General features: G+C 48.8%; 24 protein-coding genes. 22 read left to right on the top strand and 2 right to left on the bottom strand.

All coding sequences use genetic code 11. The annotated features are described in order from the left end of the window. Nucleotides 1-13: 13 nt before the first annotated feature. From BN1938_RS20880 to BN1938_RS24105, 7 genes are read left to right on the top strand one after another with little or no spacing between them, the layout of a single operon-like run. On the top strand, nucleotides 14-2,455 hold the full coding sequence (locus BN1938_RS20880; protein ID WP_242843897.1) for a U32 family peptidase: 2,442 nt from the start codon (nucleotides 14-16) through the stop codon (nucleotides 2,453-2,455). Nucleotides 2,456-2,469: 14 nt separating this feature from the next. Further along, nucleotides 2,470-3,897 (top strand): FtsW/RodA/SpoVE family cell cycle protein, encoded by a 1,428-nt coding sequence (locus BN1938_RS20875; protein ID WP_050642344.1) that lies wholly within the window; start codon nucleotides 2,470-2,472, stop codon nucleotides 3,895-3,897. Next, nucleotides 3,779-5,284 (top strand): peptidoglycan D,D-transpeptidase FtsI family protein, encoded by a 1,506-nt coding sequence (locus BN1938_RS20870; protein WP_330377637.1) that lies wholly within the window; start codon nucleotides 3,779-3,781, stop codon nucleotides 5,282-5,284. Before BN1938_RS20875 ends, BN1938_RS20870 begins: the two co-directional genes overlap by 119 nt. Nucleotides 5,285-5,302: 18 nt before the next feature. Beyond that, on the top strand, nucleotides 5,303-5,647 hold the full coding sequence (locus tag BN1938_RS20865) for a hypothetical protein (RefSeq protein WP_050642343.1): 345 nt from the start codon (nucleotides 5,303-5,305) through the stop codon (nucleotides 5,645-5,647). 6 nt (nucleotides 5,648-5,653) lie between these two features. After that, the gene (locus tag BN1938_RS20860) at nucleotides 5,654-6,751 is read left to right on the top strand and encodes a DUF2953 domain-containing protein (RefSeq protein ID WP_050642342.1); all 1,098 of its coding nucleotides are present in this window, start codon (nucleotides 5,654-5,656) and stop codon (nucleotides 6,749-6,751) included. Nucleotides 6,752-6,786: 35 nt separating this feature from the next. Beyond that, on the top strand, nucleotides 6,787-7,200 hold the full coding sequence (locus BN1938_RS20855; RefSeq protein WP_050642341.1) for a GerW family sporulation protein: 414 nt from the start codon (nucleotides 6,787-6,789) through the stop codon (nucleotides 7,198-7,200). Nucleotides 7,201-7,250: 50 nt separating this feature from the next. Then, the gene (locus BN1938_RS24105) at nucleotides 7,251-7,385 is read left to right on the top strand and encodes a hypothetical protein (RefSeq protein ID WP_255350423.1); all 135 of its coding nucleotides are present in this window, start codon (nucleotides 7,251-7,253) and stop codon (nucleotides 7,383-7,385) included. 914 nt (nucleotides 7,386-8,299) lie between these two features. Here BN1938_RS24105 and rpmB read toward each other — a convergent pair. After that, entirely contained in the window at nucleotides 8,300-8,485 is a 186-nt protein-coding gene (rpmB, locus tag BN1938_RS20850; protein ID WP_009320597.1) for a 50S ribosomal protein L28, read from the bottom strand. A 228-nt stretch (nucleotides 8,486-8,713) separates the two neighbouring features. On the opposite strand from rpmB, the gene BN1938_RS20845 reads away from it, so the two are divergent. From BN1938_RS20845 to BN1938_RS20810, 8 genes are all read left to right on the top strand, one after another. Further along, nucleotides 8,714-9,319: a cytidylate kinase-like family protein gene (locus BN1938_RS20845; protein WP_050642340.1), complete on the top strand. Its 606-nt coding sequence runs from the start codon at nucleotides 8,714-8,716 to the stop codon at nucleotides 9,317-9,319. 74 nt (nucleotides 9,320-9,393) lie between these two features. Continuing rightward, nucleotides 9,394-9,753 carry an Asp23/Gls24 family envelope stress response protein gene (locus BN1938_RS20840; RefSeq protein ID WP_050642790.1) on the top strand — a complete coding sequence of 120 codons (360 nt, stop codon included), beginning with the start codon at nucleotides 9,394-9,396 and terminating at the stop codon, nucleotides 9,751-9,753. Nucleotides 9,754-9,767: 14 nt separating this feature from the next. Next, nucleotides 9,768-11,432 carry a DAK2 domain-containing protein gene (locus BN1938_RS20835; protein WP_050642339.1) on the top strand — a complete coding sequence of 555 codons (1,665 nt, stop codon included), beginning with the start codon at nucleotides 9,768-9,770 and terminating at the stop codon, nucleotides 11,430-11,432. 105 nt (nucleotides 11,433-11,537) lie between these two features. Then, the gene (gene recG, locus BN1938_RS20830) at nucleotides 11,538-13,598 is read left to right on the top strand and encodes an ATP-dependent DNA helicase RecG (RefSeq protein WP_050642338.1); all 2,061 of its coding nucleotides are present in this window, start codon (nucleotides 11,538-11,540) and stop codon (nucleotides 13,596-13,598) included. Between the two features lie 165 nt (nucleotides 13,599-13,763). Beyond that, nucleotides 13,764-13,970, top strand: coding sequence for an alpha/beta-type small acid-soluble spore protein (locus BN1938_RS20825; RefSeq protein WP_025657508.1), 207 nt, complete (start codon nucleotides 13,764-13,766; stop codon nucleotides 13,968-13,970). A 230-nt stretch (nucleotides 13,971-14,200) separates the two neighbouring features. Next, nucleotides 14,201-14,770: a 16S rRNA (guanine(966)-N(2))-methyltransferase RsmD gene (gene rsmD, locus BN1938_RS20820; protein WP_050642337.1), complete on the top strand. Its 570-nt coding sequence runs from the start codon at nucleotides 14,201-14,203 to the stop codon at nucleotides 14,768-14,770. Next, entirely contained in the window at nucleotides 14,764-15,255 is a 492-nt protein-coding gene (gene coaD / locus BN1938_RS20815) for a pantetheine-phosphate adenylyltransferase (RefSeq protein ID WP_025657506.1), read from the top strand. Before rsmD ends, coaD begins: the two co-directional genes overlap by 7 nt. Nucleotides 15,256-15,257: 2 nt before the next feature. Next, entirely contained in the window at nucleotides 15,258-15,848 is a 591-nt protein-coding gene (locus BN1938_RS20810; protein WP_050642336.1) for an ATP synthase subunit B family protein, read from the top strand. On the opposite strand, the gene BN1938_RS20805 is transcribed toward BN1938_RS20810, so the two are convergent. Next, on the bottom strand, nucleotides 15,834-16,763 hold the full coding sequence (locus tag BN1938_RS20805) for a transporter (protein ID WP_050642789.1): 930 nt from the start codon (nucleotides 16,761-16,763) through the stop codon (nucleotides 15,834-15,836). The genes BN1938_RS20810 and BN1938_RS20805 overlap by 15 nt on opposite strands. A 192-nt stretch (nucleotides 16,764-16,955) precedes the next feature. On the opposite strand from BN1938_RS20805, the gene BN1938_RS20800 reads away from it, so the two are divergent. The 7 genes from BN1938_RS20800 to BN1938_RS20765 all read left to right on the top strand — a co-directional run bounded on the left by BN1938_RS20800 (nucleotide 16,956) and on the right by BN1938_RS20765 (nucleotide 25,414). After that, nucleotides 16,956-18,398, top strand: coding sequence for an aminoacyl-histidine dipeptidase (locus BN1938_RS20800; protein WP_050642335.1), 1,443 nt, complete (start codon nucleotides 16,956-16,958; stop codon nucleotides 18,396-18,398). 57 nt (nucleotides 18,399-18,455) lie between these two features. After that, nucleotides 18,456-19,292 (top strand): M23 family metallopeptidase, encoded by an 837-nt coding sequence (locus BN1938_RS20795; RefSeq protein ID WP_242843896.1) that lies wholly within the window; start codon nucleotides 18,456-18,458, stop codon nucleotides 19,290-19,292. 621 nt (nucleotides 19,293-19,913) lie between these two features. Then, on the top strand, nucleotides 19,914-21,314 hold the full coding sequence (locus BN1938_RS20785) for an RsmF rRNA methyltransferase first C-terminal domain-containing protein (RefSeq protein WP_050642332.1): 1,401 nt from the start codon (nucleotides 19,914-19,916) through the stop codon (nucleotides 21,312-21,314). Nucleotides 21,315-21,335: 21 nt separating this feature from the next. Beyond that, nucleotides 21,336-22,043: a pseudouridine synthase gene (locus BN1938_RS20780; RefSeq protein ID WP_050642331.1), complete on the top strand. Its 708-nt coding sequence runs from the start codon at nucleotides 21,336-21,338 to the stop codon at nucleotides 22,041-22,043. Then, entirely contained in the window at nucleotides 22,037-22,711 is a 675-nt protein-coding gene (locus tag BN1938_RS20775) for an HAD family hydrolase (protein WP_050642330.1), read from the top strand. The genes BN1938_RS20780 and BN1938_RS20775 overlap by 7 nt, the downstream gene beginning before the upstream one ends. Continuing rightward, a complete protein-coding gene (locus BN1938_RS20770; RefSeq protein WP_330581600.1) occupies nucleotides 22,712-24,625 on the top strand; it encodes a YgiQ family radical SAM protein in 1,914 nt (637 codons plus the stop codon). A gap of 21 nt (nucleotides 24,626-24,646) precedes the next feature. Further along, on the top strand, nucleotides 24,647-25,414 hold the full coding sequence (locus tag BN1938_RS20765) for an SDR family NAD(P)-dependent oxidoreductase (protein WP_050642329.1): 768 nt from the start codon (nucleotides 24,647-24,649) through the stop codon (nucleotides 25,412-25,414). The last annotated feature ends 4 nt before the right edge of the window (nucleotides 25,415-25,418 follow it).

Here is a 25,418-nt window from a genome sequence, read left to right as displayed (position 1 = left end):
CGGAGGAACATCATTGACACAGGACAGAAAAGGAAGCAATAAAATAGAGATACTGGCGCCGGCGGGTTCTTACGGGAGCTTTATGGCGGCTGTAACGGCAGGGGCGGATGCAGTATATGCAGGCGGCCCTCGTTTTGGTGCAAGGGCTTTTGCGGATAATTTTACGGAGGAGCAGCTCCTTTCTGCCATTGATTATGCACATTTTCATGGCAGAAAGTTCTATCTGACAGTGAATACTCTTTTAAAGGATGCCGAGCTTGAAGAACTGTACGAATATCTGGACCCGCTTTACCGGCAGGGGCTGGATGCAGTGATTGTACAGGATATAGGCGTGCTTTCATTTGTTAGAGAGCATTTTCCGGGAATGGATATCCACGCCAGTACACAGATGACGGTTACAAATACAGAGGGTGCTCTGTTTTTAAAAGAGCAGGGTGCGGCACGTGTTGTGCCTGCAAGAGAGCTTGCTCTGGAAGAAGTGCGCGATATTGTAGAACAGACCGGCCTTGAGATGGAGTGTTTTGTCCATGGGGCGCTCTGTTACTGCTACTCTGGGCAGTGCCTGCTGAGCAGCCTGATTGGAGGACGCAGCGGAAACAGAGGGCAGTGTGCGCAGCCGTGCAGGCTCCCCTATACTGTGAATGAAAAAAAAGAGTACACTCTGAGTTTGAAGGATATCTGCACGCTGGAATTGATACCGGAATTGGTGGATGCGGGGATCGATTCCTTCAAGATTGAGGGGAGAATGAAAAAACCGGAATACGTAGCGCTTGTTACGGCCATGTACCGCAAATATACGGACATGTATCTCCAAAATGGAAGGGAGGGTTTTGCTGTCGCTCCCGGGGATCTGGAGATGCTGATGGATATCTATAACAGGGGAGGCTTCAGTCAGGGATATTACAGGCAGCATAACGGACGGAATATGCTTTCTCCGGATCGTCCGAACCATGCCGGTGTGCCCGCAGTGCGGGTCATTGCGCAAAAAGGGCGTGAGATTGCAGTGGAGGCGCTGACGGATATTCACAAAGGAGATATTCTGGAGCTGGAAGGCGAAAACGCCGGAGAGAGCGGCAGGACTTTGGAAGCCAAAGCCGATGCGGACCGGCAGAAATGGTACACTTTTGGAACGGCGGTTCCGGCAGGCGGCAGATCGAAGATTCTGGTACCGCGCAAAATGACAATGAAAAAGGGAATTATATTATGCCGGATCCGAAACCTTGAGTTGCTGGAGTGTATACAAAAAAGATATATAGACAGAACTGCGCAGGAGACCATACGCGGAAGTTTTCGGGCTGCCGTTCAGGAGCCTGCGGTTTTGACGCTAGAGTTCCGGGGGATCACGGTTTCGGCGGAGACAGAAGAGCGGACGGAAGCTGCTAAGAACCAGCCGTTGGATGAAGAGAGAATCAAGAAGCAGCTTATGAAGACCGGAAATACTGAATTTGTTTTCGAATCCCTGGAAGTTACAACGGACGGCCCTGTATTTCTGCCAATGCAGAGACTGAATGAACTCAGACGCAGGGCGCTGGAATATTTGGAAGAGGCTATTTGTAATCAATATAGAAGAAACGGCTGTATACCGGAACAAGGTCGGGAAATGCTGGATCCTAAACGAACGGCGGGGGAAAAGAAGGTACCTTATCTCTCCGTATTAGCGGAATCGGAAGAACAGACTGAAGCGGCAGTCGCGTGTCCGGAAGTCTTCCGGATTTACCTGGAAAGTAGTTCTGAGACGGATTTTATAAAAAATGGCATTTATAAAAGAATCTCCCGGGAGGCAAAAGGGCAGGGGAAAGAGCTGTTTCTTGCAATGCCTCATATATTCAGAGAAACGGCGGTGTCCTATTATACGGAAAATATGGGGATACTGGCGGAGTTTGACGGATTTTTAGTCCGCAATTATGAAAGTTTTCATTTCCTGCGGAAACATGGATTTGACAAGAACATCATATTGGACCATAATCTATATGTATTCAATCAGTCCGCGAAGGAGTTCTGGAGCAGATGCGGCGTAGATAGCATTACGGCGCCGGTGGAATTAAACAGGGCGGAGCTGGAGCGGCTGGGGATCGAAGAAGCCGAGCTTTTGGTCTATGGACGGCTGCCGGTCATGGTGTCTGCACAATGTATCGCAAAAAGCACGTCGGGATGTACGAATACCCCCGGCATCACGGTGATCAAAGACAGATATCAGAAAGAATTTCCTGTAAATAGATGCTGCAGATTCTGTTATAATGTAATGTACAATACAAAGCCGGTCTTTCTTCTGGATCTAAAGGAAGAGATCTGCGGGCTCTCTCCGGCAGGGCTGCGGCTCATGTTTACACAGGAGAGCGGGCAGGAAGCCCGGATGATCCTGGATATGTACAGAGACATTTATCGCAGAGGCAGGCAGGTCCGTACAGAGGGTATGGCTTTTACCAGAGGACATTTTAAACGAGGAATAACATAAAAGCAGGTGAAAAAGTGGTTAATATTGTAGTAGAATTATCGAAGTATATTATGATTATACTGATGGCAGTGTATACATTTTCCTGTTTTTCCATATTCGCGCAAGTGTATGAGGAAGACAAAAAATGGATATTAATCAGACAGAATGTACTGATGTTCCTGATTCAATTTACTGCCTACCTTGTCATGTATCTGCAGACGAAGGAAAAGAAGCTGATCTTTTTCTACGGGGCACAGGTCGTGCTTTTGATCGCAGTACTTGTACTTTACCGGGTGCTTTATCCGAAAGTATCCCGGCTGATTGTCAATAATATGTGTATGCTGCTGAGTATCGGTTTCATCATGATTACGAGACTGACATATGCGAAGGCTGTGAAGCAGTTCGTCTTTGCTGTGGTGGGCACGGTCATTGGGCTGTTTGTGCCGGTGCTGATACGAAAACTGAAGTTTTTAAAGGACTGGACTTATATCTATGCCGGTGTTGGGATTCTGGCCCTGGGTGCGGTTGCTGTGCTGGGGCAGCTCTCCGACGGCGCAAAGCTGGGATTCACCATTGCGGGATTCGGAATCCAGCCCTCGGAATTCGTAAAGATTTTATTTGTATTTTATGTGGCGGCAAGTCTGAATAAGTCTACGGAGTTTAAGAATGTGGTGATCACGACGGCTGTGGCCGGGCTGCATGTGCTGATTCTGGTTCTGTCTACGGACCTGGGCGCCGCCCTGATTATGTTTGTGGTGTATCTGGTTATGCTTTATGTAGCAACAAGGCAGCCTCTTTATGCGCTGGCCGGGATCGGAGGAGGCAGTGCAGCCGCGGTGCTGGCATACCACCTTTTTTATCATATCCAGGTCAGGGTCTCTGCCTGGAAGGATCCTTTTGCTTCATACAGTGAGGGGGGATACCAGGTCGCGCAGTCCCTGTTTGCAATCGGGACGGGAAGCTGGTTCGGCATGGGCCTGTACCAGGGGCTTCCTGACAGCATCCCCGTAGCGGAGGAGGATTTTATATTCTCAGCCATCTCAGAAGAAATGGGGCTGATATTTGCCTTGTGTCTTGTACTGGTGTGTGTCAGCTGTTATGTGATGTTCCTGAACATTGCTATGGCGATCCATAATCAGTTCTATAAACTGATCGCTCTGGGCCTTGGAACCTGCTATATTTTCCAGGTGTTCCTTACAATCGGAGGTGTGACTAAGTTCATCCCTTCCACGGGAGTTACGCTGCCCCTGATCAGCTATGGAGGAAGTTCCATGCTGAGCACAATGATTATGTTTGGAATCATACAGGGCCTGTATATTTTAAGAGAAGACGAGGAAGAGATTATTGAGAAGAGAAGAGAGAGAGAATTACGAAGAAGTGAACAGCCAAGAAAGGCGCCGCGGAAAAAACAGCCGGGCAAAAAACCAGCGTTCGAAGAAGTTCCGAAACAAAGAGTTCGCTAGAGTCACGTACTTGTTTGTCGCTCTGTTTCTTGCCTTAATGGCTTATATGGTATATTTTAATATCGTTCGTGCCAAGACTATTGTAAACAGCCCGTATAATGAGCGGCAGGACGCATTTGCGGACCGCGTAATCCGCGGAAATATTGTGGATAAAAACGGAAATGTGCTGGCGGAGACGAATGTGGCGGAGGACGGGACGGAAGTGCGCAATTACCCTTATGGCGCGGCTTTTGCCCATGTCGTTGGGTACAGCTTTCCGTCAACCGGGAAGAGCGGGCTGGAATCCATTGAGAACTTTGAACTGCTCACCTCGAATGCTTTTTTTCCGCAGAAGCTGATGAATGAATTCAAAGACGAAAAGAATATGGGAGACACCGTAGTCACAACCCTTGACGCAGATCTCCAGCAGGCGGCTTACAATGCACTTGGCGGCAATAAGGGGGCCGTGGTGGTGATGGAGGCAAGCACAGGGAAGATCCTGACCATGGTATCCGGGCCCACTTATGATCCCAACAGCGTGGAGGCTAACTGGGAAGCGCTGAATGCAGACGACAGTGAAAGTCCGCTGCTGAACCGCGCTACACAGGGACAGTATGCGCCGGGGTCCACATTTAAAGTGGTGACCGCGCTGGAATACATCAGGGAGCACAGTGATTATGCCAATTACAGCTACGACTGTGCCGGTGAGATTACCGCAGAGGGAGTTACGATCCACTGCTTTGACAGTACGGTGCACGGCCTGCAGGATCTGAGAAGTTCCATGGCCAATTCCTGCAATTCTTCTTTTGCAAATATCGGCCTTTCTCTGAACAAGACGTCTTACAGGGAAACTGCGGAGGAACTTCTATTTAATAAGAAGCTTCCGTCTGTTCTGGATTACTCGAAAGGGTCTTTCAGAATTAATGAGAATTCCAGCGGTGCGGAAATGATGATGACCGCCATGGGGCAGGGCGAGACACTGGTCAGCCCATACCATATGGCATTGATTACTGCAGCAATTGCAAACGGCGGCACACTGATGGAACCATATCTTGTGGAGAAGGTAACCAATGCAAACGGAGCAGAAATCAGGAAAAATGTTCCGAAGAGCTATAAAAGACTGATGACTTCCGATGAGGCATCTCAGTTAAAGGATTATATGAAGGCCGTTGTAGACGAGGGCACGGCAACGATGCTGAGCGGCCAGTCCTACACAGCTGCCGGAAAGACAGGAACGGCAGAATACAGCATGGATGACGGGGAGAAGACGCACTCCTGGTTCATCGGTTTTACAAATGTAGACAATCCGGAACTGGTGATCAGCGTGATCATCGAAGGATATGACGGAAATGCGGGGGCAAAGGCAGTGCCGATTGCCAAGCAGATACTGGATTCTTATTACTATTAAAGCCAGGTGGTGAAGAGTATGCAAATGACATTTTACTGTGACTTATATGTCAGTGAGGACCTGGAGGATAAAAAGGAGAAGGTCATGCAGAAGCTGGAAAGCAACAGCCTGCAGCCTTCCGTCTATGTCATCACGCTTTCGCAGGGGGAGCAGAATCATCTGGAATTTTATTCTTCCCTGCTGTACAAACAGCATATCTATGAAAATACGCCCGTATTTGTCGTGGGGATTGCGAAAGGATATGATGATGCCCTCTATCTGGTGGAGGCGATTGCAGAAGATATCTATAAAAAGACCAATGATCTGGATATACGGGGCTATATCCGGAGGCGCCAAAAAGAATATGAGGAAGGCAGAGTGTAAAAGCGGATGTTACATATAATCCTTTTGATTCTGAAAATTATAGGATGGATATTGCTTGCAATACTGGGATTACTGGTATTGCTGATTTGCATTGTCTTTTTTGTGCCTCTGCGTTACCGGGCGGAGGGGAGGTGCAGGGGAACCCTGGACTCTCTCTATGGGAAGATCCGGTTTTCGTGGTTTATGCATCTTGTGAGCGGCAGTGCCGTCTATGATGGGGGAAAGCTCATGTGGACAGTACGGATCGCCTGGAAGAAGCTGCATGGGGGCGTGGAAGAAGACTGGGAAGAGGCACACGAGCCCGCCAGGCCTGGGAAACATACCGAAGAGGAAGATCTGAAAGCGCTGGAAGAGCTGATGGACAATGGCGCACAGCAGCGGCCGGAAGAGCAGAAGGACGAGAACATAGTGGAAGAGAAGCCCCCGGATGCGAAACGTTCGGATCAGGAGCAGAAGGAAGGGCATTTACAGGAAAAATATAGAGAAGAAGATCCAGCGGAGGAAAACAATCTGGAAAAACTGCTCAGGGAAGAGATGCGTGATTCGGAAAAGGGAAATGAGAAGTATTCAGACAATGAGCACTCCCCGTCCGGTGATGAAAAAACAGAGGCAGAAAAAGAAAGCATTGCTTCCAAAGTTGAGAAAAAATATGAGAAAAGCGTAAAATGGTTACAGAAAATTTATCATAAGATAAAATATACATTTAAGAAGATTTGTGATACCATAAGGTCATTGCTGGAGAAGAAGGACACACTGCTGGAGTTCATAGAGGACGAGATCCACAGATCCGCATTCTTCACGGCACTCAAAGAACTGCGGCGGCTGCTGCGCTTTTTGAAGCCGAAGCGGCTGGAGGCAGATATCCATTTTGGATTTGAGGATCCAAGCATAACGGGAAAGGTGCTCGGCCTCATCAGTATGATATATCCGTTTCTGGGAAAACATACAAATATTCAGCCGGATTTTGAACACAGGGTACTGGAAGGGGACATTGCAATTTCCGGCAAACTGCGCGTTCTCTATGTGGTGGTTGTGGGATGGAATCTTATATGGAACAAAAACGTGCGCACCACATTCAGGCATATCAGAAAATTTGAACTGTAACAAAATAAGTATGAAAGATTAAGGAGGATTCAGGCATGGCAGAAGGAAGTAATTTTAAGGAGACTGTGGAGGCGTTATTTCAGGGAATGGACAATGTTGTGACATCCAAGACAGTAGTGGGGGATGCGATCCACATCAACGATACCATTATCCTCCCGCTGGTGGATGTATCGTTCGGACTGGGCGCCGGTTATTTTAACGGTGATAAAAAAGGCAGAGGCACAGGAGGAATGGGCGGCAAGATCACCCCAAGCGCGGTTCTTGTCATCAAAAACGGGACAACCAAGCTGGTCAACATCAAGAACCAGGATACCATCACCAAGCTTCTGGATATGGTACCGGACATGGTAGACAAGTTCACAACGAAAAAAGAAGACAAAGTGACCGAGGATGATGTCATGGACATCCTGAATTCCGAAGATTCCACCGAAAATGATGCACAAATTTAAAATCCGGGCATAAAATAATACCAAACCACCTGCCGGAAGCGGGACAGATTATGAAAAAAGTAATAGGGTTTGCATTACTCTGGTTTGCAATAGGAATGTTCGTCATGCTGGCACTGCCCAACGCAATCGGACTGCTGGTCACATTCATATGTCTGGCGGCAGGATATAAATTGTTTTGTGGGTAGGGACGCTGAGGGAGAGTCGGGACTGGTTTCCGGCGGGGCTGTATATGCCGTTTGGATGCCCGCGCCACTTGATAAGAAGCAGTAACAGAGAAAATGTGGGGAATAGAGGTACTTGCCGCAGTTGGCCCGAATGCCGATGCATTCGCGCCGCCGGCGGCAACAGGATTTGATTTGGAAAATCAAATCCTGCCCTCTATTCCCCACATTTTCTCTGCAACTGCTTCTAATCGCGTTCTGAGGGCGTCCAAACGGCATATACAGCCCCGCCGGAAACCAGTCCCGACTCCCCCTCAGCTTGGCGCATCCGGCCGGGACGGACGGGGGCGGCGTATTTGCCTTCCGGCGCGGAAGTATCTATGTATAAGGATTTGTTGAAAATTGGTGCCACAGGCAATTAATCATACATATAGGTAGTTAAAGGTATGGGGTATTACAAATACCAACCATCTCCAGCCCAATTTATCCGTTTTCCCAGCCCAATCCGCTGCCACCGCAGGTACCTCCCCCATTTTTACGCTTTTTCTACCGTCCGGATGCGCCTAGCCTGTGCAAGGAGGGGAAGATGCGGCTGGGAACAGGGAATGCTCTTTCTGAATGCGTAAAATGCGCGTTAGAACGGCTTAATGAAAAACCTGCTGTATTTTGAGGATGAAATCGGCTCACAAAGCCGATTTCAAGGAGACCTGAGCTGCACAATCATCAAGATTGTGCAGTGAATGTCTCCGGTGCCTCAAAATACAGCAGGTTTTTCATTTAGCCGTTCTTAGCAAATGACCCGTATACAGAAAGAGCATTCCCTGTTCCCAGCCGCATCTTCCCCTCCTTGCACAGGCGCCCCCATCCAGACACTAAAAACCCGCATAAAAAAAGTACCCACTTTATAGTGAGTACCCCCGTGTCGTTTGATGTTCAGATTAAGCACGTTCTACGCGTCCTGATTTTAAGCAGGAAGTACAAACGTACATTTTTTTAGATCCGCCTTCTGTTTTAACTCTAACGGATTTCACATTTGATTTCCACATCTTTGGTGTTTTTCTATGAGAGTGGCTTACATTGTTTCCGAAGTGAGCACCCTTTTCACAAATAGCACATTTAGCCATCATTGCACCTCCTAACAATCTGAAATAGTCCTTACAGACTCACAACACTGTTATTTTAGCAGAAAGAATTTCTAAAAGCAAGCATTTTTTTGAATTTATGGAAGTAAAATGAAAAAAGAAGGCGGTTTTTCTTTTTGGGTTCCCATAATTTCGAATTCATGTTAAAATTGACATAGAATTTAAATAAGAAAATGAAGCCTTCAAACCGGGCGGAAAGTGGGGAATACTATGGGCAGACGGGTGATTACGATTGGCAGGCAGTACGGAAGCAACGGGCATGATATTGCAAAAAAATTATCTCAGAGGCTCGGGATTCATTATTATGATAAAGAGTTGATTAAGATAGCCGGAGAGAGGCAGCACATTTCCTATGAAGAACTGCTTAAGGTTGATGAGAAGAGAGCGAATCCGTGGAGATATCCGGTGGAGGACGAGGTGCAGATGGAGAGGAAGTTCCGCTTTGAACCTATGAATGATGTTCTTTTCTATACCCAGGCGGAGATCATCAAAGGGCTTGCGGAGAAGGAAGACTGTATCATCGTGGGAAGATGCGCCGACGATATACTGAAAGGTACAAAAGGGAGCAGAAGCGTCTTTATACATGCGCCATTTGAAAAGCGCGTTGAGAGAATTATGGAGCGTGCCTCCATTGACGAGCGTGAGGCCGCCGCCCTTATAAAAAAGATTGACAAACAGCGCAGATATTATTATAACTACTTTACGGACAAAAAGTGGGAAGATATGACCCAATACGATATCTGTCTGGACAGCGGAAGCATACCGGAGGAGCAGATTCTGGATGTTTTGGCAGCACTTTATGAATCTATATTGTAAATTTGTGATAAAGAGAGTATAATACCTGTGTTGATTATGCGAAAAATCCATTCGAGAACTGGAGGTTATATATGATGAAGGGTAGCATGAGTACGGATCTTGGAATTATTACGATCAATCCCGATGTAATTGCCAAGTATGCAGGCTCCGTGGCGGTTGAGTGTTTCGGGATCGTCGGGATGGCTGCGGTTAATATGAAAGACGGCTTTGTCAGGCTGTTAAAAAAAGAAAGCCTGACTCACGGAATTCACGTGGAGCTTTCTGATGATAATGTACTGGAACTAGGTTTTCACGTGATTGTTGCATATGGAGTGAACATTCTTTCAGTCTCTGACAATCTGATGAACAATGTAAAGTATAAGGTAGAGGAATTTACCGGCATGACCGTAGATAAAATAAACATCTTCGTCGAAGGTGTCAGAGTGATTGATTAAGGAGGATACTCGTCGTGGCAACAAAAACGATAAATACAGAGCTGCTAACCAGGATGTTTTTGGCAGGGGCAGCAAATCTGGAGGCTAAAAAGGAATTTATAAACGAACTGAATGTATTTCCGGTACCGGACGGTGACACGGGGACGAACATGACACTTACGATTATGTCGGCGGCCAAAGAAGTCAGTGCGCTGGAACAGCCGGATATGCTGTCCGTATCAAAAGCAATCTCCTCAGGATCCCTCCGCGGGGCCAGAGGAAATTCAGGAGTAATCCTGTCACAGCTTCTCAGAGGTTTTACAAAAGAGATACGTGAATACAAAGAGATCGACGTACAGGTTCTTGCCCAGGCATGTGACCGTGCCCGCGCTACGGCATATAAGGCGGTTATGAAGCCGAAAGAGGGAACCATACTTACGGTAGCAAAGGGCATTGCCCAGAAGGCGGCAGAGATGGCAGAGACGACAGATGATCTGGAAGTTTTTATTCCCGAAGTTCTGAAACATGCGGAATATGTGCTCTCAAAGACTCCCGATATGCTTCCGGTGCTGAAGGATGCCGGCGTAGTAGATTCCGGCGGACAAGGTCTGGTAGAAGTATTGAACGGTGCATACGACGCTTTCCAGGGAAAAGAGATTGATTACAGCGCCATCGAGGCAAGTTCAGGTACAAGTATGGTGAGGCCCGGGGCACAGGCGGAGGCAGATATCAAGTTTGGATACTGCACCGAGTTTATTATTATGACTTCAAAGCCATTTTCTGAGACAAATGAGACGGAGTTCAAGGCTTATCTGGAATCCATCGGCGATTCCATTGTGTGTGTTGCGGACGAAGACATTGTAAAGATCCATGTACACACGAATGATCCTGGGCTGGCGATCCAGAAGGCGCTCACCTATGGACAGCTGTCACGCATGAAGATTGATAACATGCGCGAGGAACACCAGGAGAAGCTGATCAAGGACGCCGAAAAGCAGGCGGCTGAGCAGAAAAAAGCGGTTAAAAAGCCGGAAACCAGAAAAAAAGTCGGTTTCATTGCAGTATCTATCGGAGAGGGAATGAATGAGATATTCAGAGAACTCGGGGTAGATTATATTATTGAAGGCGGACAGACGATGAATCCGAGCACGGAGGATATGCTGACAGCGATAGATGCGGTGAATGCGGATCATATTTTCATCCTTCCGAATAATAAGAACATTATCCTGGCGGCCAATCAGGCGCAGTCCCTGACCAAAGACAAGGATATCCTGGTTATACCGACGAAGACTGTTCCGCAGGGAATCACGGCGGTAATCAATTACATGCCTGAGGCCGATATTGATACCAATGCCGAGAACATGAATGAAGAGATCAAAAATGTTAAGAGCGGACAGATCACATATGCTGTCCGGGATACCCATATTGATGACAAAGAGATCCATGAAGGCGATATCATGGGAATCGGCGACGCAGGGATCCTTGCAGTAGGACAGTCTGTAGAAGGCGTGGCAAAAGAGATGCTCACCTCACTGGTAGACGAGGATACGGAGCTGATCAGCCTGTATTACGGACAGGATGTCCTGGAGGCGGATGCCGTCCGCTTTGCACAGGAGATTGAGGAATTGTATCCGGATGCGGACGTGGATGCACATTTTGGCGGACAGCCGATATATTACTATGTATTATCCGTAGAGTAGAACAGATCATTGCAGATAAGGCGGGCCAGTTTCCCAGAAGGGAAGCTGACCCGTTTCGAACTCAATCCTGTTTTGTAATTGTCCGATGGGAGAATAAAAAGACCTATGAATGAAAATTCTAAAATAAGCACACTAAAAGGAATCGGTGAGAAGACGCAGGCCCTTTTTGAGAAGGCAGGCATACGGACAATCGGGGATCTGCTGCGGTATTATCCGCGCGGCTACGATGTCTATGATGAGCCGGTCCCGGTCGGAGAGGCAGAAGAAGGCAGGACGGTAACTGTTACCGGCGCCATATTTGGAAGAGTGCAGCTTGGGGGAAGCAAAAAAATGCAGGTGACGACGCTTTATGTCAAGGACCTGACAGGCACTTTAAAAGTGATCTGGTTTCGGATGCCTTTTCTAAAAAATACGCTGCCCAGGGGCGGGATTATCACTCTGCGCGGCCGTGTTGTCAGAAAAAGGGATGGACTGGTTATGGAGCACCCTGAGATCTTTTACCCGAGTGCAAAATACGAGGAAAAGAGAAATACTTTACAGCCGGTGTATCCGCTGACCAGCGGGCTTACAAACAATGCAGTAAAAAAGGCCGTGATGCAGGCCATGCAGTACCTGGATCTGAGGCAGGAGTTTCTGCCGGAGGACATCCGCATGAAGTACCATCTGGCGGAATATAATTACGCCGTCCGCGGCGTTCATTTTCCGGAGACAAAAGAAGAATTCTATCATGCCAGGGAGCGCCTTGTATTTGAAGAATTCCTGATTTTCATCCTTTCCCTTAAAAATCTGAAGGTGCGGGAGGACAAGGCGGCAAATGGATTTGTATTTGTAGAGCGGCCGGAGATCGATCAGTTTTTGGCGTCTCTTCCATATGAATTGACGAATGCACAGCAAAAGGTCTGGGGTGAAATAAAACGGGATATGTCAGGCCCCAATGTTATGTCCAGGCTTGTCCAGGGGGACGTCGGCTCGGGCAAGACAATCGTTGCACTGCTGGGCCTGATGTATGCAGGGCTGAATGGTTTCCAGGGGGCTATGATGGCGCCTACGGAGGTGCTGGCAAAGCAGCATTACGAAAATATTACCTCCATGTTCAGACAATACCACATCCCATTGCATGCCGAGCTGCTGACAGGCTCAATGACTGCAAAAGAGAAGCGGGAGGCCTACGAAAGAATAGCCTCAGGAGAGTCGGACATCATCGTAGGAACCCACGCGCTGATCCAGGAGAAGGCAGTATACCATAATCTGGCCCTGGTAGTGACCGATGAACAGCACCGTTTCGGGGTAAAGCAGAGGGAAATGCTGGCGGGGAAGGGAAAGATGCCGCACATTCTGGTCATGAGCGCCACGCCGATTCCGCGCACGCTGGCGATCATCCTGTACGGAGATCTGGATATTTCTGTGATCGATGAGCTGCCCAGCAACCGGCTGCCAATTAAAAACTGCGTGGTGGACACCGGATACCGCAATACGGCTTATCGTTTTATGCAAAAGCAGGTGGAAGCGGGCCGTCAGTGCTATGTGATCTGCCCCATGGTGGAAGAAAGCGAGAACCTGGAGGCGGAAAATGTGATAGACTATACAGAGCTGCTGAGGGAAGCGCTGGGGGACAGAATTGAAATCTCTTTTCTGCACGGCAAGATGAAGCAGGCCGAAAAAGATGAGATCATGGAAGCATTCGGAAAAAATGAGATCCAGATTCTGGTTTCTACAACAGTCATCGAGGTCGGTATTGATGTGCCGAACGCTACGGTGATGCTGATTGAAAATGCGGAACGGTTCGGGCTTGCCCAGCTGCATCAGTTGCGCGGGCGTGTGGGGCGGGGAAAATATCAGTCCTACTGCATTTTCATGAGTGCCTCAAAATCAAAAGAAACGAAAGAAAGACTGGAGATTCTGAATAAATCAAATGACGGGTTTTTTATTGCGTCAGAAGATCTGAGGCTCAGAGGACCGGGCGATCTGTTTGGAATCCGACAGAGCGGTCTCTTAGATTTTGCTCTGGGGGATGTGTTCCAGGATGCTAAAATTCTACAGAGAGCAAATGAAGCCGCACAGGAACTTTTAGAAAAAGATCCGGAGCTTACAGAGGAAAACCATGCAAAAATGAAGGTCCATTTAAACAAATACATGTCCGAAGTGATGTTAGAGACCACCCTTTAAGCCCGTAAAACCGCTGTTTTATACTGATTTACAAAAATCGTTAAAGAAGGCAGGAACTTCCAGTGTAAAAGATAAAAACCTCCATATACTATGGTTGTAACACACAACAGTGTTATAAAAAAAATCTGAAAAAGTAACAGAAGTTACGAGAAGGAGGAAATTATCATGGCAAGTCGTTCATCTAATCGAGCAGCCGTACCAGAGGCTAAAAGTGCACTGGACAAATTCAAATATGAGGTAGCCAGCGAGCTGGGAGTACCGCTTACAGACGGTTACAATGGAGATTTAACTTCTAAGCAGAATGGTTCTGTTGGTGGTTATATGGTTAAGAAAATGATCGAACAGCAGGAAAGACAGATGGCTGGTAAATAAGCAAATTTCGTAAGAAAAAGCACTTAGGATTGACCTAAGTGCTTTTTTCTGCTAAAATTCTGCATAGTTAGAAGATTTTAAAAGCTCAGACAGGTCTGCGCATTTACGGCACAGACCGTACGAAAACGCTGCGATGGAGGCATCCAGCCCATCGCAAAGCGATTTTAATGGCTGGATGCGTAACAGTTCAGGCTTGTCTGAACTGTTTCAGAAGAATGAGGGTGTTGTTTATGAGAGTGATTGCAGGAAGTGCCAAAAGGATACAATTAAAGACATTGGACGGTCTGGACACACGGCCAACGACGGACAGGATTAAAGAAACTTTATTCAATATGATTGCGCCGACCATCTATGACAGCGTATTTCTGGATTTGTTCGGCGGAAGCGGAGGCATTGGCATCGAAGCTCTGAGCCGGGGCGCCAGGGAAGCTGTTTTTGTCGAGAATAACCCAAAAGCAATGGCATGCATTAAAGAGAATCTCAAAAATACAAGGCTGGAGGCAAAGGCGCTCACGCTCACAAGAGATGTCATGGCGGCGCTCTATCAGCTGGAAGGCGATAAGGTATTCGACTTCATATATATGGATCCGCCCTATGACAGAGAGCTGGAGAAACGGGTGCTGGAATATCTCGCCGGATCCGAACTGGTGTATGAGGATACCGTCATCATCGTGGAGGCCTCAAGAGAAACAGATTTTTCCTATCTTGAAGGCCTGGGATTTTCTATGCTCAAAGAGAAAGAGTATAAAACGAACAAACATGTCTTCATTGAAAAGGCCGGAAAGGAAGAAATATGTTAAGAGCTATTTACCCGGGGAGCTTTGACCCTGTTACATACGGGCATTTGGATATTATCAAAAGATCCTGTAAAATCGTCGATGAATTAATTGTCGGAGTGCTGAATAATAATGCGAAAATGCCGTTGTTTTCTGCAGAAGAACGTGTTAAAATGTTAGAGGAAGTAACAAAAGACTTGACAAATGTCAAAATTGTCCTGTTTAATGGACTATTGATTGATTTTGCAAGACAACAGGGGGCAGATGTCGTAATCCGCGGTTTACGTGCGATTACCGATTTTGAATATGAGTTGCAGATGTCCCAGACGAATCATAAGCTGGAACCGAGCGTCGAGACGATGTTCCTGACGACGAGTATTGAATATTCTTACCTGAGTTCCACTACCGTGAAAGAGATCGCAGCTTTTGGGGGAGACGTATCACAATTTGTGCCGGAAGCTGTGTCATCGGAGCTGGAGAAAAAGATGAACGCAAAAAGGAGAGTGTAACTATGAGCAGCCGCATTGAGCAGATTATTGAGGAGATCGAAGAGTACATTGACAGGGATTGTAAGTTCCAGCCATTGTCCACTACGAAGATCATCGTAAATAAGGAACATCTGGACGAGTTATTGCGCGAACTCAGAATGAAGACACCAGATGAGATTAAAAGATATCAAAAGATTATCAGCAACCGCGATGCGATCCTGGCAGATGCCCAGGCGAAAGCGGACGCTATGATAGAAGAAGCACAGGTACAGACAACAGAGCTGGTCAGCGAGCATGAGATCATGCAGCAGGCTTACTCCCAGGCGAATGAGATTGTAACACAGGCAACCGCACAGGCCCAGGAGATTATCGACAATGCAACAGCAGACGCCAACGCAATACGCATCGGGGCCATCCAGTATACGGATGATCTGCTGGCCAACGCCGAGAGCATAATCGGACATACACTGGACAGCTACACCACCAAGTATGACGGTCTGATTAATTCCCTTCAGGAATGTTATGATGTGGTTCGTACCAACCGTGCGGAACTGGAAGTGCCTGTCGACGATGACGGCCAGTATATTCCACAGGATGGATTAGATGATCTGTAAATAAAGAACAGCAATCAGGCTGGTCACCCCCGCGGTGGCCAGCTTTTCTAATGTATAGGGGATGACGGAGAGTGAGGTCTTCTGTATCATGCACTGTGTCTGTGCAGCGGCGCATATGCCTCCAAAGGAGGTCAGTGCCAGAATTGCAGGATACTGAATCGTAAAAGGCAGTGTGGATTTCCCGATCAGGGCGATCCCATTCGTAACCTCCAGTGCCGGCAGTATCATCCGGACTGGAGCCGGCTGCCAGGGTGCGGACTGTACGAGAGCCAGTATCACGGAAAAGAGAATGATGTATCCGCCGACCTTTGTAATGGTTTCAAAGCTGTCCATGATACAGGTATCCACAATGCGAAATCCCCAGTCTGTTTTGCTTTGGCCGGTCTTTTTCAACGCCGGAAAGTTTTTTTGCCCGTGCAGATAGAATCTTCTGAAGGGAATGCTCATCAGCATAGGCGTGCCCAAAAGAATCAGAAGTGAGGGGAGAAGATATTCTTCCCTGCCAAGCGTTTTCCAGACGATAAAGTTCAGGATAAACACCGGACTGGTATTATTACAGAAAGACAAAAGGTACCGGCCTTCATCCTCTGTGACATAGCCTGTTGTAATCAGGTCGGCGGTTACTTTCGCCCCCATGGGGTATCCACAGAGAAAACCGACAATAATAGCAAAACTTCCGCTTTCAGATACTTTAAATATGCGGCACAAAACCTTGCCGAATGCCCTGGATATGTAATGGATACTGTCGGTGCAGAGCAGGAGGTTGGTGATGATGATAAAGGGAAACAGGGTCGGCAAAATGATTTGAAACCAGAGAAGGAGCCCCTCACTGGCTCCGTTAAATACCGCCTTGGGAGAGATGAGCATGAGAGCAAAAAGGATCACAATCCCGATTCCGGCCAGGTTATGTTTCATAAGAGTTACTCCTTGCAGATCAGCCAGATAAATGTTATTAAAGATATATGAAACGGGTTGATTTTTTATGCCCTCTGTGACAAAATGATAACAGTTCAGAACCATCTGAACTGCCATACAAATGAGAACAATCCAGCTGTTCAAAACGGAACAGTTATAACATAACAGCTATATAGGAAGGGGAATATAACAATGCCGATATTAAATGAACTGGAACCAGTGGAAGTGTTTCACTATTTTGAGGAACTGAGCCGGATACCGAGGGGAACTTTCAATACAAAAGCAGTCAGTGATTACTGCATGGCATTTGCGGCAGAGAGAAGGCTGGAGGCCATTCAGGACGAATTGAATAATGTCATCATCAAAAAGCCCGGAACAAAAGGATATGAGGAGAGTGAACCGGTCATCATCCAGGGGCATCTGGATATGGTATGTGAAAAAGCAGAGAATTCGGATCATGATTTCACAAAAGACCCGCTGGATCTCTATGTAGAGGATGGGTTTGTAAGGGCGCGGGATACCACCTTGGGGGCTGACGACGGAATTGCCGTGGCTATCGCACTTGCACTGTTGGACAGCAGTGACATCCCGCATCCTCCGCTGGAAGCTGTCTTTACGGTGGATGAGGAAGTGGGAATGGGCGGAGCAGAAGGGATTGACCTTACGCCGCTGAAAGGAAAGATGCTTCTGAATCTGGATTCAGAGGACGAAGATACAATTATAGCAGGATGTGCCGGGGGTTTAACCTTCCGCTTGGATCTGCCTGTCGGCAGGAAAAAGGCTGCAGGCAGCTGCCTTGATGTTACCATCCATGGGCTGAAAGGCGGGCACTCAGGCGTGGAGATTGACCAGCAGCGCGGCAACGCCAACAAACTGGCCGGACGTCTTTTAAACAGGCTGAACCAGAATATGGACATTGCCCTTGCTGAGATTCAGGGCGGTGCAAAGGACAACGTCATCACCTCTGTCAGCAAATTCACCATCGTTGTGCAGGACAGCGTAAAAGCAGAACTGATCATCGAGAACATGCTGAATACCTGGAGGCAGGAATTCGGCGCAGATGAGCCAGGGCTTGATATCTCAGTTATTAAGACAGAACATGAGGAGAAATCCGTTTTTTCCGATGCGGACAAAAACAAGGTCATCTTTTTCCTGAACAACTGCCAGAATGGAGTGTACGGGTTCAGCAGGTCTTTAAAGGGCCTGGTAGAGACGTCCGACAATCTGGGTGTTGTGAAGACCGGGGAGAATCAGATCTCCTTTATCCTGCTGATCCGAAGTTCTGTTTCTTCCAGATTGGAGGAGCTTAAGGAGGCTTTGACAGGCTGGGCAGAATTCCTTGGAGGCACTTACGAGATTACCGGTTCCTATCCGGCATGGATGTACAAAGAAGATTCCAGAATCCGTCCGATTGTGGCAGGGGTATTCGAGAAGGTCTACGGAAAAAAGCCGGAGATTGCTACCATACATGCAGGACTGGAATGCGGCCTGCTGTCCGGGAAAAAGCCGGAACTGGACTGTGTATCCTTCGGCCCCAGAATGTTTGATATCCATTCCGTCCACGAGCGGCTGGACATTGCCTCAACCTGGCGGATGTGGAATATAATCAAAGAAATCCTGAAAGAATGCAAATAGGACATTCTTCTGCTCATATATTAAAGAGAGTACGTGTGCAGAGGAACATCTGAAAAGTTGAAAAGAAAAAGATTGCACAACTATATCCTTCTGAATCTGCTTCTGGCATTTTTCCTGGCAGTGGGCATTCATGAACTTCTCATACAGGGAGGTTACGCCCGGCTGAATGAAAATACAGCTGCCGGAGACGGTTTCAGAAGGCAGTCCCTCAATGAGGAGATGCTGAACTACATACAGAATACAAAAGACCCGGGAGAAAACCTGGGCCTTTATTGGCTGGAGACAGATTTCGGGACAGACCCGTTGAAGAAAACCCCCGATCCGGAGCTGTTCTCCGAACTCAAAAAGCGATGGGCCGGCCGCCCGGGCTGGGAAGAATACATCGCACAGTGCAGGGGAATCTGGAACGACGTCAAGTATTTCCCGGTGCCTGCACCCACCGGTAAAACGGAGGCTGGAGTATCCTTTGTAGATTCCTGGATGTACGAGCGCAATTACGGCGGCAAGCGCGGTCATGAGGGAACCGACATCATGACAGACAAGAATGAGAGAGGCCTGTATCCGGTTGTCAGCATGACAGACGGAGTAGTGCGCCACAAAGGCTGGCTGGAACAAGGAGGATGGCGCCTTGGCATCGTGGCTCCGGGCGGCGCCTATTTCTACTACGCCCACCTGGATTCCTATGCGGACATAGAAGAAGGGGATACCATACAGGCCGGGGACCTGCTGGGCTACATGGGAGACACCGGCTACAGCAAAACCGAAGGAACAACAGGAAACTTTCCGGTTCATCTGCATGTGGGAATCTATCTGTTCCATAACGACGAGGAAATCAGCGTCAATCCGTACTGGGTGCTGCGCTATCTCGAACCCCACAAACTAAAGTATTCTTAGCTCACGGGCTTTAGCCCCGGGAGCGGATGGGGGACGCCGGGCGTGGAATGGAATGGGGACGCATGGGGATGGGGCAGACGAAATGACCCATCCCCGTGCGTCCCCATCCCATTCCACGCCCGGCTGGTTCATCCGGCCGGAAAAAAAGAGGCCCGTAACCTGGTTGGGAGAATAGACGGGGGAGGCGGATGGAATTGCCTGCGCGGGTTCCCTACCGTTTGGATGCAACAGCAAATGACGAGGCGGGGACGGCTCATGGCGGGGCAATGTCTGCTGGTGAAAAGTCCATAAAGCAAGCGTTAGAAGCTGTTGAAGAAAACGGAACGGAAAGGGAGGGCAGAATTTGCCTTACCAGGCAGATTCTGGTGCCGCCTGCGGCGCGAATGCATCGGCATTCGGGCCAAATGCGGCACGTACCTCCCTTTCCGTTCCGTTTTCTTCTACAGCTTCTTAGCGAAGTGTCAGGACATTTCACCAGCAGACATTGCCCCGCCATGAGCCGTCCCCGCCTCGTCATTTGCGTCCCCCTCATCCCAAAAAGTCTCCCCCCCCATTCCCACATTTAGCTCTAGTCCTACAGGGGGATTTATGATATAATCAGTTTCATGTGGAGGATTTGATATGAACTTACCGAAAGCATTTGAAGAGAAAATGAAAGGTCTTCTGGGGGACGAATATGACGCCTACCTGGAGTGCTTTGATGAGCCGCGCCACTATGGGCTGCGTGTGAATACAAATAAGATCAGTGTGGAACAGTTTTTGAAGATTGCTCCCTGGCCGCTTGAGCCGATTCCGTGGATTTCCAACGGATTTTATTATGATGGGGAACAGGTACAGCCCGCAAAACATCCTTATTACTTTGCGGGGCTGTATTATCTGCAGGAGCCGAGTGCTATGACGCCTGCCAGCCGCCTGCCGGTGGAACCGGGGGAACGGGTGCTGGATGTCTGTGCAGCGCCGGGCGGGAAGGCTACGGAACTGGGGGCTAAGCTTAAGGGAGAAGGTGTCCTGATCGCCAATGATATCAGCAATTCCAGGGCAAAAGGGCTTTTGAAGAACCTGGAACTGTTTGGAATCGGCAATATGCTGGTGCTGAGCGAAGAACCTGGAAAACTGACCGAATATTTTCCGGAGTATTTTGATAAAATTCTGATTGACGCTCCCTGTTCAGGGGAGGGCATGTTCCGCAAAGATAAAAAGATGGTGAAGGCATGGGAGGAGCATGGTCCTGAATTTTTTTCCAAACTCCAGAGGAGTATTATCACGCAGGCGGCTGCTATGCTCAAGCCGGGCGGGATGCTTCTGTACTCGACCTGCACTTTCGATGCCTCGGAAAATGAGCAGACGATAGAGTATCTGATTTCTCAGTATCCGGAATTTGCGGTCTGCCCGATTGAACCCTATGACGGGTTCACACAAGGCATGCCGGAGGTAACAGAGGGCGGCAATCCCGGACTTGCAGAAACCGTGCGGATATTCCCGCACAGGATGAAGGGGGAAGGGCATTATCTTGCACTGCTGAAAAAAGCACATTCTCCTGAACTTGAGGAGAATGGGAACAGACAGAAATGCATGTCAGGACAGGGAAAGGGCAGAAAACTGCCGGAGGAACTGGCGGAATTTCTGCAGGATACGACCTGGGAGCTGGATCCTTCCCGGCTGGATATACATGGGGAGAGGATTTATTATATGCCGGACGGGCTTCCTGAGCTGAGAGGTGTCAGGTTCCTGCGTTCGGGACTGCTTCTGGGAGAGCTGAAGAAGAACCGGTTTGAACCCAGTCAAGCGCTGGCTATGTGCCTGAAAAAGCAGGAGTATCAAAAGATTCTCGATTTCCCGCTGGAGGATGACAGGGTGATTAAGTATCTGAAAGGCGATACCCTGGATGTGGAGGATATGGCTGCCTTAAAAGAGAAAGGCTGGTACCTGGTATGTGTGGACGGTTATCCGCTTGGATTCGGCAAGCTGGCGAATCAGACACTGAAGAATAAATATCTGCCGGGCTGGCGGTGGATGTCTTAAAACCGTGGAATGGGATAAGTTATGAAGTTAAGATTAGATAAGTATCTGGCAGATATGGGGCTTGGAACCCGTAGTGAAGTGAAGAAGGCGATTACAAGGGGCCTGACGGAAGTGAACGGCGCGGTTGTAAAAAAGCCGGAGTGCAAAGTGGACACGGAGACGGATGAGATCCGGTATCAGGGAAGGCCTGTGGGTTATATTGCATATGAGTATTATATGCTGAATAAGCCGGCAGGGGTTATTTCTGCCACGGAGGATCCGAGGCAACGGACGGTTATTGATCTGATAACAAGCAGGCAAAGAGACGATCTGTTTCCGTTGGGACGCCTGGACAAGGATACAGAAGGGCTGCTTCTGATTACAAACGATGGTGCGCTGGCGCACAGGCTGCTTTCACCAAAAAAGCATGTGGATAAGGTTTATTATGCACGGATACAGGGCGTGGTGACAGCGGCGGATGCGGAAGCATTTGCCGTGGGTCTTGATATTGGAGATGAGAAAAGAACCCTGCCGGCAAAGCTGGATATACTGGAATCGGGAGAGATATCGAAGATTCGGGTGACGATTCGGGAGGGCAGGTTTCATCAGGTGAAACGGATGTTCCAGGCTGTTGGAAAAGAAGTGATCTATCTGAAAAGACTGCAGATGGGCAGCCTGAAGCTGGATGAGAACCTGGAAACCGGTGCATACAGAGAATTGACAAAGGAAGAGTTGGAAGCATTATGTTAGAAGATAAAAAAGCGGTCATTTTTGACCTGGACGGGTCTCTGGTGGATTCCATGTGGATTTGGCCGGAGGTGGACGTGCAGTATATGGATAAATATAATCTTACGGTGCCTGCGAATTTTCAGAAGGCGATCGAGGGAATGAGCTACACGGAGACGGCACAGTATTTTCTGGATACTTTTCCCGGTCTTACCTGCACCCTGGATGATGTGCGGCGGGAGTGGATGGAGATGACATTCGGGCTGTATACAACGAAGGTGCCCTTGAAGCCCGGGGCAGGGGAATTTCTGGAACATCTCCGCTCGCTGGGGATCCGGATGGGGATTGCCACGAGCAATGCCAGAGAACTGGTGGACGCGACTTTGAAGGCGCTTCATATCGAACACTACTTTTCTTCCGTGCGCACTTCCTGCGAGGTGGCGGCCGGAAAACCTGCTCCGGATGTCTATCTGAAAGTGGCAGAAGATCTGAAGGTGCGGCCGGAGACCTGTCTGGTGTTCGAGGATGTCCCGAGGGGAATCGAGGCGGGAAAGAATGCGGGCATGTCTGTCTGCGCCGTGGATGATGATTTTTCGCGGCAGGATGAGGCGGAGAAGAAGAAACTGGCGGATTATTTTATCCGCGATTATTATGATATTAAGAATCATACCTATGAAATATGTGGAGTATAAATGATGAATCAGGTTTTTTTACCGTTATGCAGAAAAGAGATGCTGGAAAGAGGATGGGACCGCGCGGACTTTGTCTATGTGACAGGGGATGCGTATGTGGACCACCCTTCTTTCGGGCCGGCTATTATCAGCCGCATGCTGGAGGCGCATGGCTACCGGGTGTGCCTGATCTCCCAGCCTGACTGGAAAGATCCGGGGAGCATTGCCGAGTATGGGGAGCCGAGGCTTGGGTTTCTGGTGTCAGCCGGCAATATGGACTCCATGGTCAACCATTACACCGTCTCCAAAAAGCGGCGCTGCCAGGATGCTTACACACCGGGCGGGGAGATGGGGAAACGGCCGGATTATGCGGCAGTCGTTTATGGCAACCTGATCCGCCGGACGTACAAGCATACGCCCGTTATTCTGGGAGGGATTGAAGCCAGCCTGCGGAGGCTGGGACATTATGATTACTGGTCCGGCAGGGTGAAACGCTCCGTCCTGCTGGACTCCGGTGCGGATATCATCTCATATGGAATGGGCGAGCGCTCGGTGTTAGAGATTGCAGAAGCCCTTGAGGCGGGAATTGCCGTATCTGACCTGACCTATGTGGACGGGACGGTGGTGAAGGTGAAAGACCCGGACTCCATCTACGATGCGGTTATGCTTCCTTCCTTTCAGGAGATCTCGGAAAAGAAGGAGGTTTATGCCCGGAGCTTTTATATCCAGTATCAGAATACCGATCCATTTTCAGGAAAGCGGCTTGCCGAACCCTATGGAGATAAATTGTTTCTCGTGCAGAATCCGCCGGCAAAACCACTGAGTCAGACAGAGATGGATGATATCTACGCGCTGCCCTTTATGCGTACCTGGCATCCGGCCTATGAGAAAGCAGGAGGTGTGCCGGCCCTCTCGGAGATCAAATTCAGTCTGACCAGCAGCCGCGGCTGCTTTGGGGGATGCAGTTTCTGTGCCCTGACCTTCCATCAGGGACGGATTATCCAGGCCAGGAGCCATGAATCGCTGCTTGAGGAGGCCAAAATCCTCACAGAACAGCCGGATTTCAAGGGGTATATCCATGATGTAGGCGGTCCTACAGCGAATTTCAGGCAGCCGTCCTGCAGCAAGCAGCTGCAGTATGGAGTCTGCAGGGAAAGACAGTGCCTGTTTCCGCATCCCTGTAAGAATCTGCGGGCGGACCACAGGGATTATGTAGATCTTTTGAGAAAATTAAGAGAGATCCCCAGAGTAAAGAAAGTGTTCATACGGTCAGGCATCCGGTTTGATTATCTGCTTGCCGATCGGGACCGGACATTTTTAAGGGAACTCTGCGAACATCATGTGAGCGGACAGCTGAAAGTGGCTCCGGAGCATGTGGCGGATGAAGTGCTGGAAAAAATGGGAAAACCGGAACATAAGGTGTACGAGGAGTTCACCCGGATCTACGGGGACATGAACCAAAAGCTTGGAAAAAAGCAGTTTCTGGTTCCTTATCTGATGTCTTCCCATCCCGGCTCGGATATGAAGGCCGCCGTAGAGCTCGCCGAATACTGCCGGGATCTGGGGTATATGCCGGAACAGGTCCAGGATTTTTATCCCACACCGTCCACGATATCCACCTGTATGTATTATACCGGACTGGACCCGCGGACGATGAAGCCTGTATACGTGCCGAAAAATCCCCATGAGAAAGCGCTTCAGCGGGCGCTGATCCAATACCGCAATCCGGAAAACTACGACCTCGTTATGGAGGCGCTGAAAAAGGCAGGCAGGATGGATCTGGTCGGTTTTTGGGAAAAATGCCTGATCCGGCCGCGCAGATTTGCGAAAGAAAGGGCTTTTGCCGGGGAGAATGGCAGAAAAAGGACTGAGAGTAAGAAAAAAGTTCCGGTTAAGAAAAAAGCAATCAGAAATGTTCATAAAAAGAAAAACTAGTATAAAAAGAAGGTGTGTAGATTGAGAATTGCAATAGTAAGCGGCGCCTCATCGGGAATGGGCCGGGAATTTGTGAAACAGCTGCCCTGGTTCTACCGGGAGCTGGACGAGATCTGGATCACTGCCAGAAGGAAGGGAAGACTTATTTCTCTGGCAAAGACAAGCAGAATTCCATGCAGGATTTTCGAGGGAAACCTGCTCGAAGACAAGGTTTACAGTGAGATACTGGATGCACTTGAGAAAGAAAAACCGGATGTGCGAATGCTGGTGAATGCCGCAGGTTTCGGCAAAATGGGAACGGCTGAAGAGATCGCCGAAAGAGAGCCTGAGGCACAGCAAGAGATGATTGATCTGAACTGCCGTGCACTCACCCGTCTTACCATGACCTGCCTGCCGTTCCTTACACGGGGAAGCCGGATTGTGAATCTGGCGTCCGCAGCTGCCTTTTGCCCGCAGCCCTATTTTGCGGTCTACGCGGCGACGAAGTCCTATGTACTCAGTTTCTCACAGGCATTGGGTGCAGAGCTTTTAAAGGACGGCATCTATGTGACCGCAGTCTGCCCCGGGCCAGTGGACACGGAATTTTTTGACGTATCCGGCAGGCTTCCGCATAAATGGAAGGACGCGGTTATGGCTGCCCCGGCAAAGGTGGTGCATCAGGCGCTGATCGATTCCAGGAGGAAAAAGCCGGTATCTGTCTATGGAATGGCGATGAAAGCAGCGGATCTGGGAGCAAAGCTTCTGCCGCACAATATGATTATAAAATTAGAGAGCATGGGAAAAGACTAAGGAG

The sequence above is a fragment of the Eubacterium sp. SB2 genome (assembly GCF_001244405.1).
Classification (GTDB): Bacteria; Bacillota; Clostridia; order Lachnospirales; family Lachnospiraceae; genus Faecalicatena; species Faecalicatena contortus_B.
This window is presented reverse-complemented; position numbering and strand designations above follow the sequence as displayed.

Excerpts from the sequence above, each read along its gene's own strand:
- BN1938_RS20865 (WP_050642343.1), top strand. The coding sequence starts at position 5,303 with ATGCAAATGACATTTTACTGTGACTTATATGTCAGTGAGGACCTGGAG.
- BN1938_RS20780 (WP_050642331.1), top strand. The coding sequence starts at position 21,336 with ATGAAGTTAAGATTAGATAAGTATCTGGCAGATATGGGGCTTGGAACC.
- rpmB (WP_009320597.1), bottom strand. The coding sequence starts at position 8,485 with ATGGCTAAATGTGCTATTTGTGAAAAGGGTGCTCACTTCGGAAACAAT.
- rsmD (WP_050642337.1), top strand. The coding sequence starts at position 14,201 with ATGAGAGTGATTGCAGGAAGTGCCAAAAGGATACAATTAAAGACATTG.
- BN1938_RS20770 (WP_330581600.1), top strand. The coding sequence starts at position 22,712 with ATGATGAATCAGGTTTTTTTACCGTTATGCAGAAAAGAGATGCTGGAA.
- BN1938_RS20805 (WP_050642789.1), bottom strand. The coding sequence starts at position 16,763 with ATGAAACATAACCTGGCCGGAATCGGGATTGTGATCCTTTTTGCTCTC.
- BN1938_RS20860 (WP_050642342.1), top strand. The coding sequence starts at position 5,654 with ATGTTACATATAATCCTTTTGATTCTGAAAATTATAGGATGGATATTG.
- BN1938_RS20785 (WP_050642332.1), top strand. The coding sequence starts at position 19,914 with ATGAACTTACCGAAAGCATTTGAAGAGAAAATGAAAGGTCTTCTGGGG.
- BN1938_RS20800 (WP_050642335.1), top strand. The coding sequence starts at position 16,956 with ATGCCGATATTAAATGAACTGGAACCAGTGGAAGTGTTTCACTATTTT.
- BN1938_RS20845 (WP_050642340.1), top strand. The coding sequence starts at position 8,714 with ATGGGCAGACGGGTGATTACGATTGGCAGGCAGTACGGAAGCAACGGG.
- BN1938_RS20840 (WP_050642790.1), top strand. The coding sequence starts at position 9,394 with ATGAAGGGTAGCATGAGTACGGATCTTGGAATTATTACGATCAATCCC.
- BN1938_RS24105 (WP_255350423.1), top strand. The coding sequence starts at position 7,251 with ATGAAAAAAGTAATAGGGTTTGCATTACTCTGGTTTGCAATAGGAATG.
- BN1938_RS20825 (WP_025657508.1), top strand. The coding sequence starts at position 13,764 with ATGGCAAGTCGTTCATCTAATCGAGCAGCCGTACCAGAGGCTAAAAGT.
- BN1938_RS20810 (WP_050642336.1), top strand. The coding sequence starts at position 15,258 with ATGAGCAGCCGCATTGAGCAGATTATTGAGGAGATCGAAGAGTACATT.
- coaD (WP_025657506.1), top strand. The coding sequence starts at position 14,764 with ATGTTAAGAGCTATTTACCCGGGGAGCTTTGACCCTGTTACATACGGG.
- BN1938_RS20855 (WP_050642341.1), top strand. The coding sequence starts at position 6,787 with ATGGCAGAAGGAAGTAATTTTAAGGAGACTGTGGAGGCGTTATTTCAG.
- BN1938_RS20775 (WP_050642330.1), top strand. The coding sequence starts at position 22,037 with ATGTTAGAAGATAAAAAAGCGGTCATTTTTGACCTGGACGGGTCTCTG.
- recG (WP_050642338.1), top strand. The coding sequence starts at position 11,538 with ATGAATGAAAATTCTAAAATAAGCACACTAAAAGGAATCGGTGAGAAG.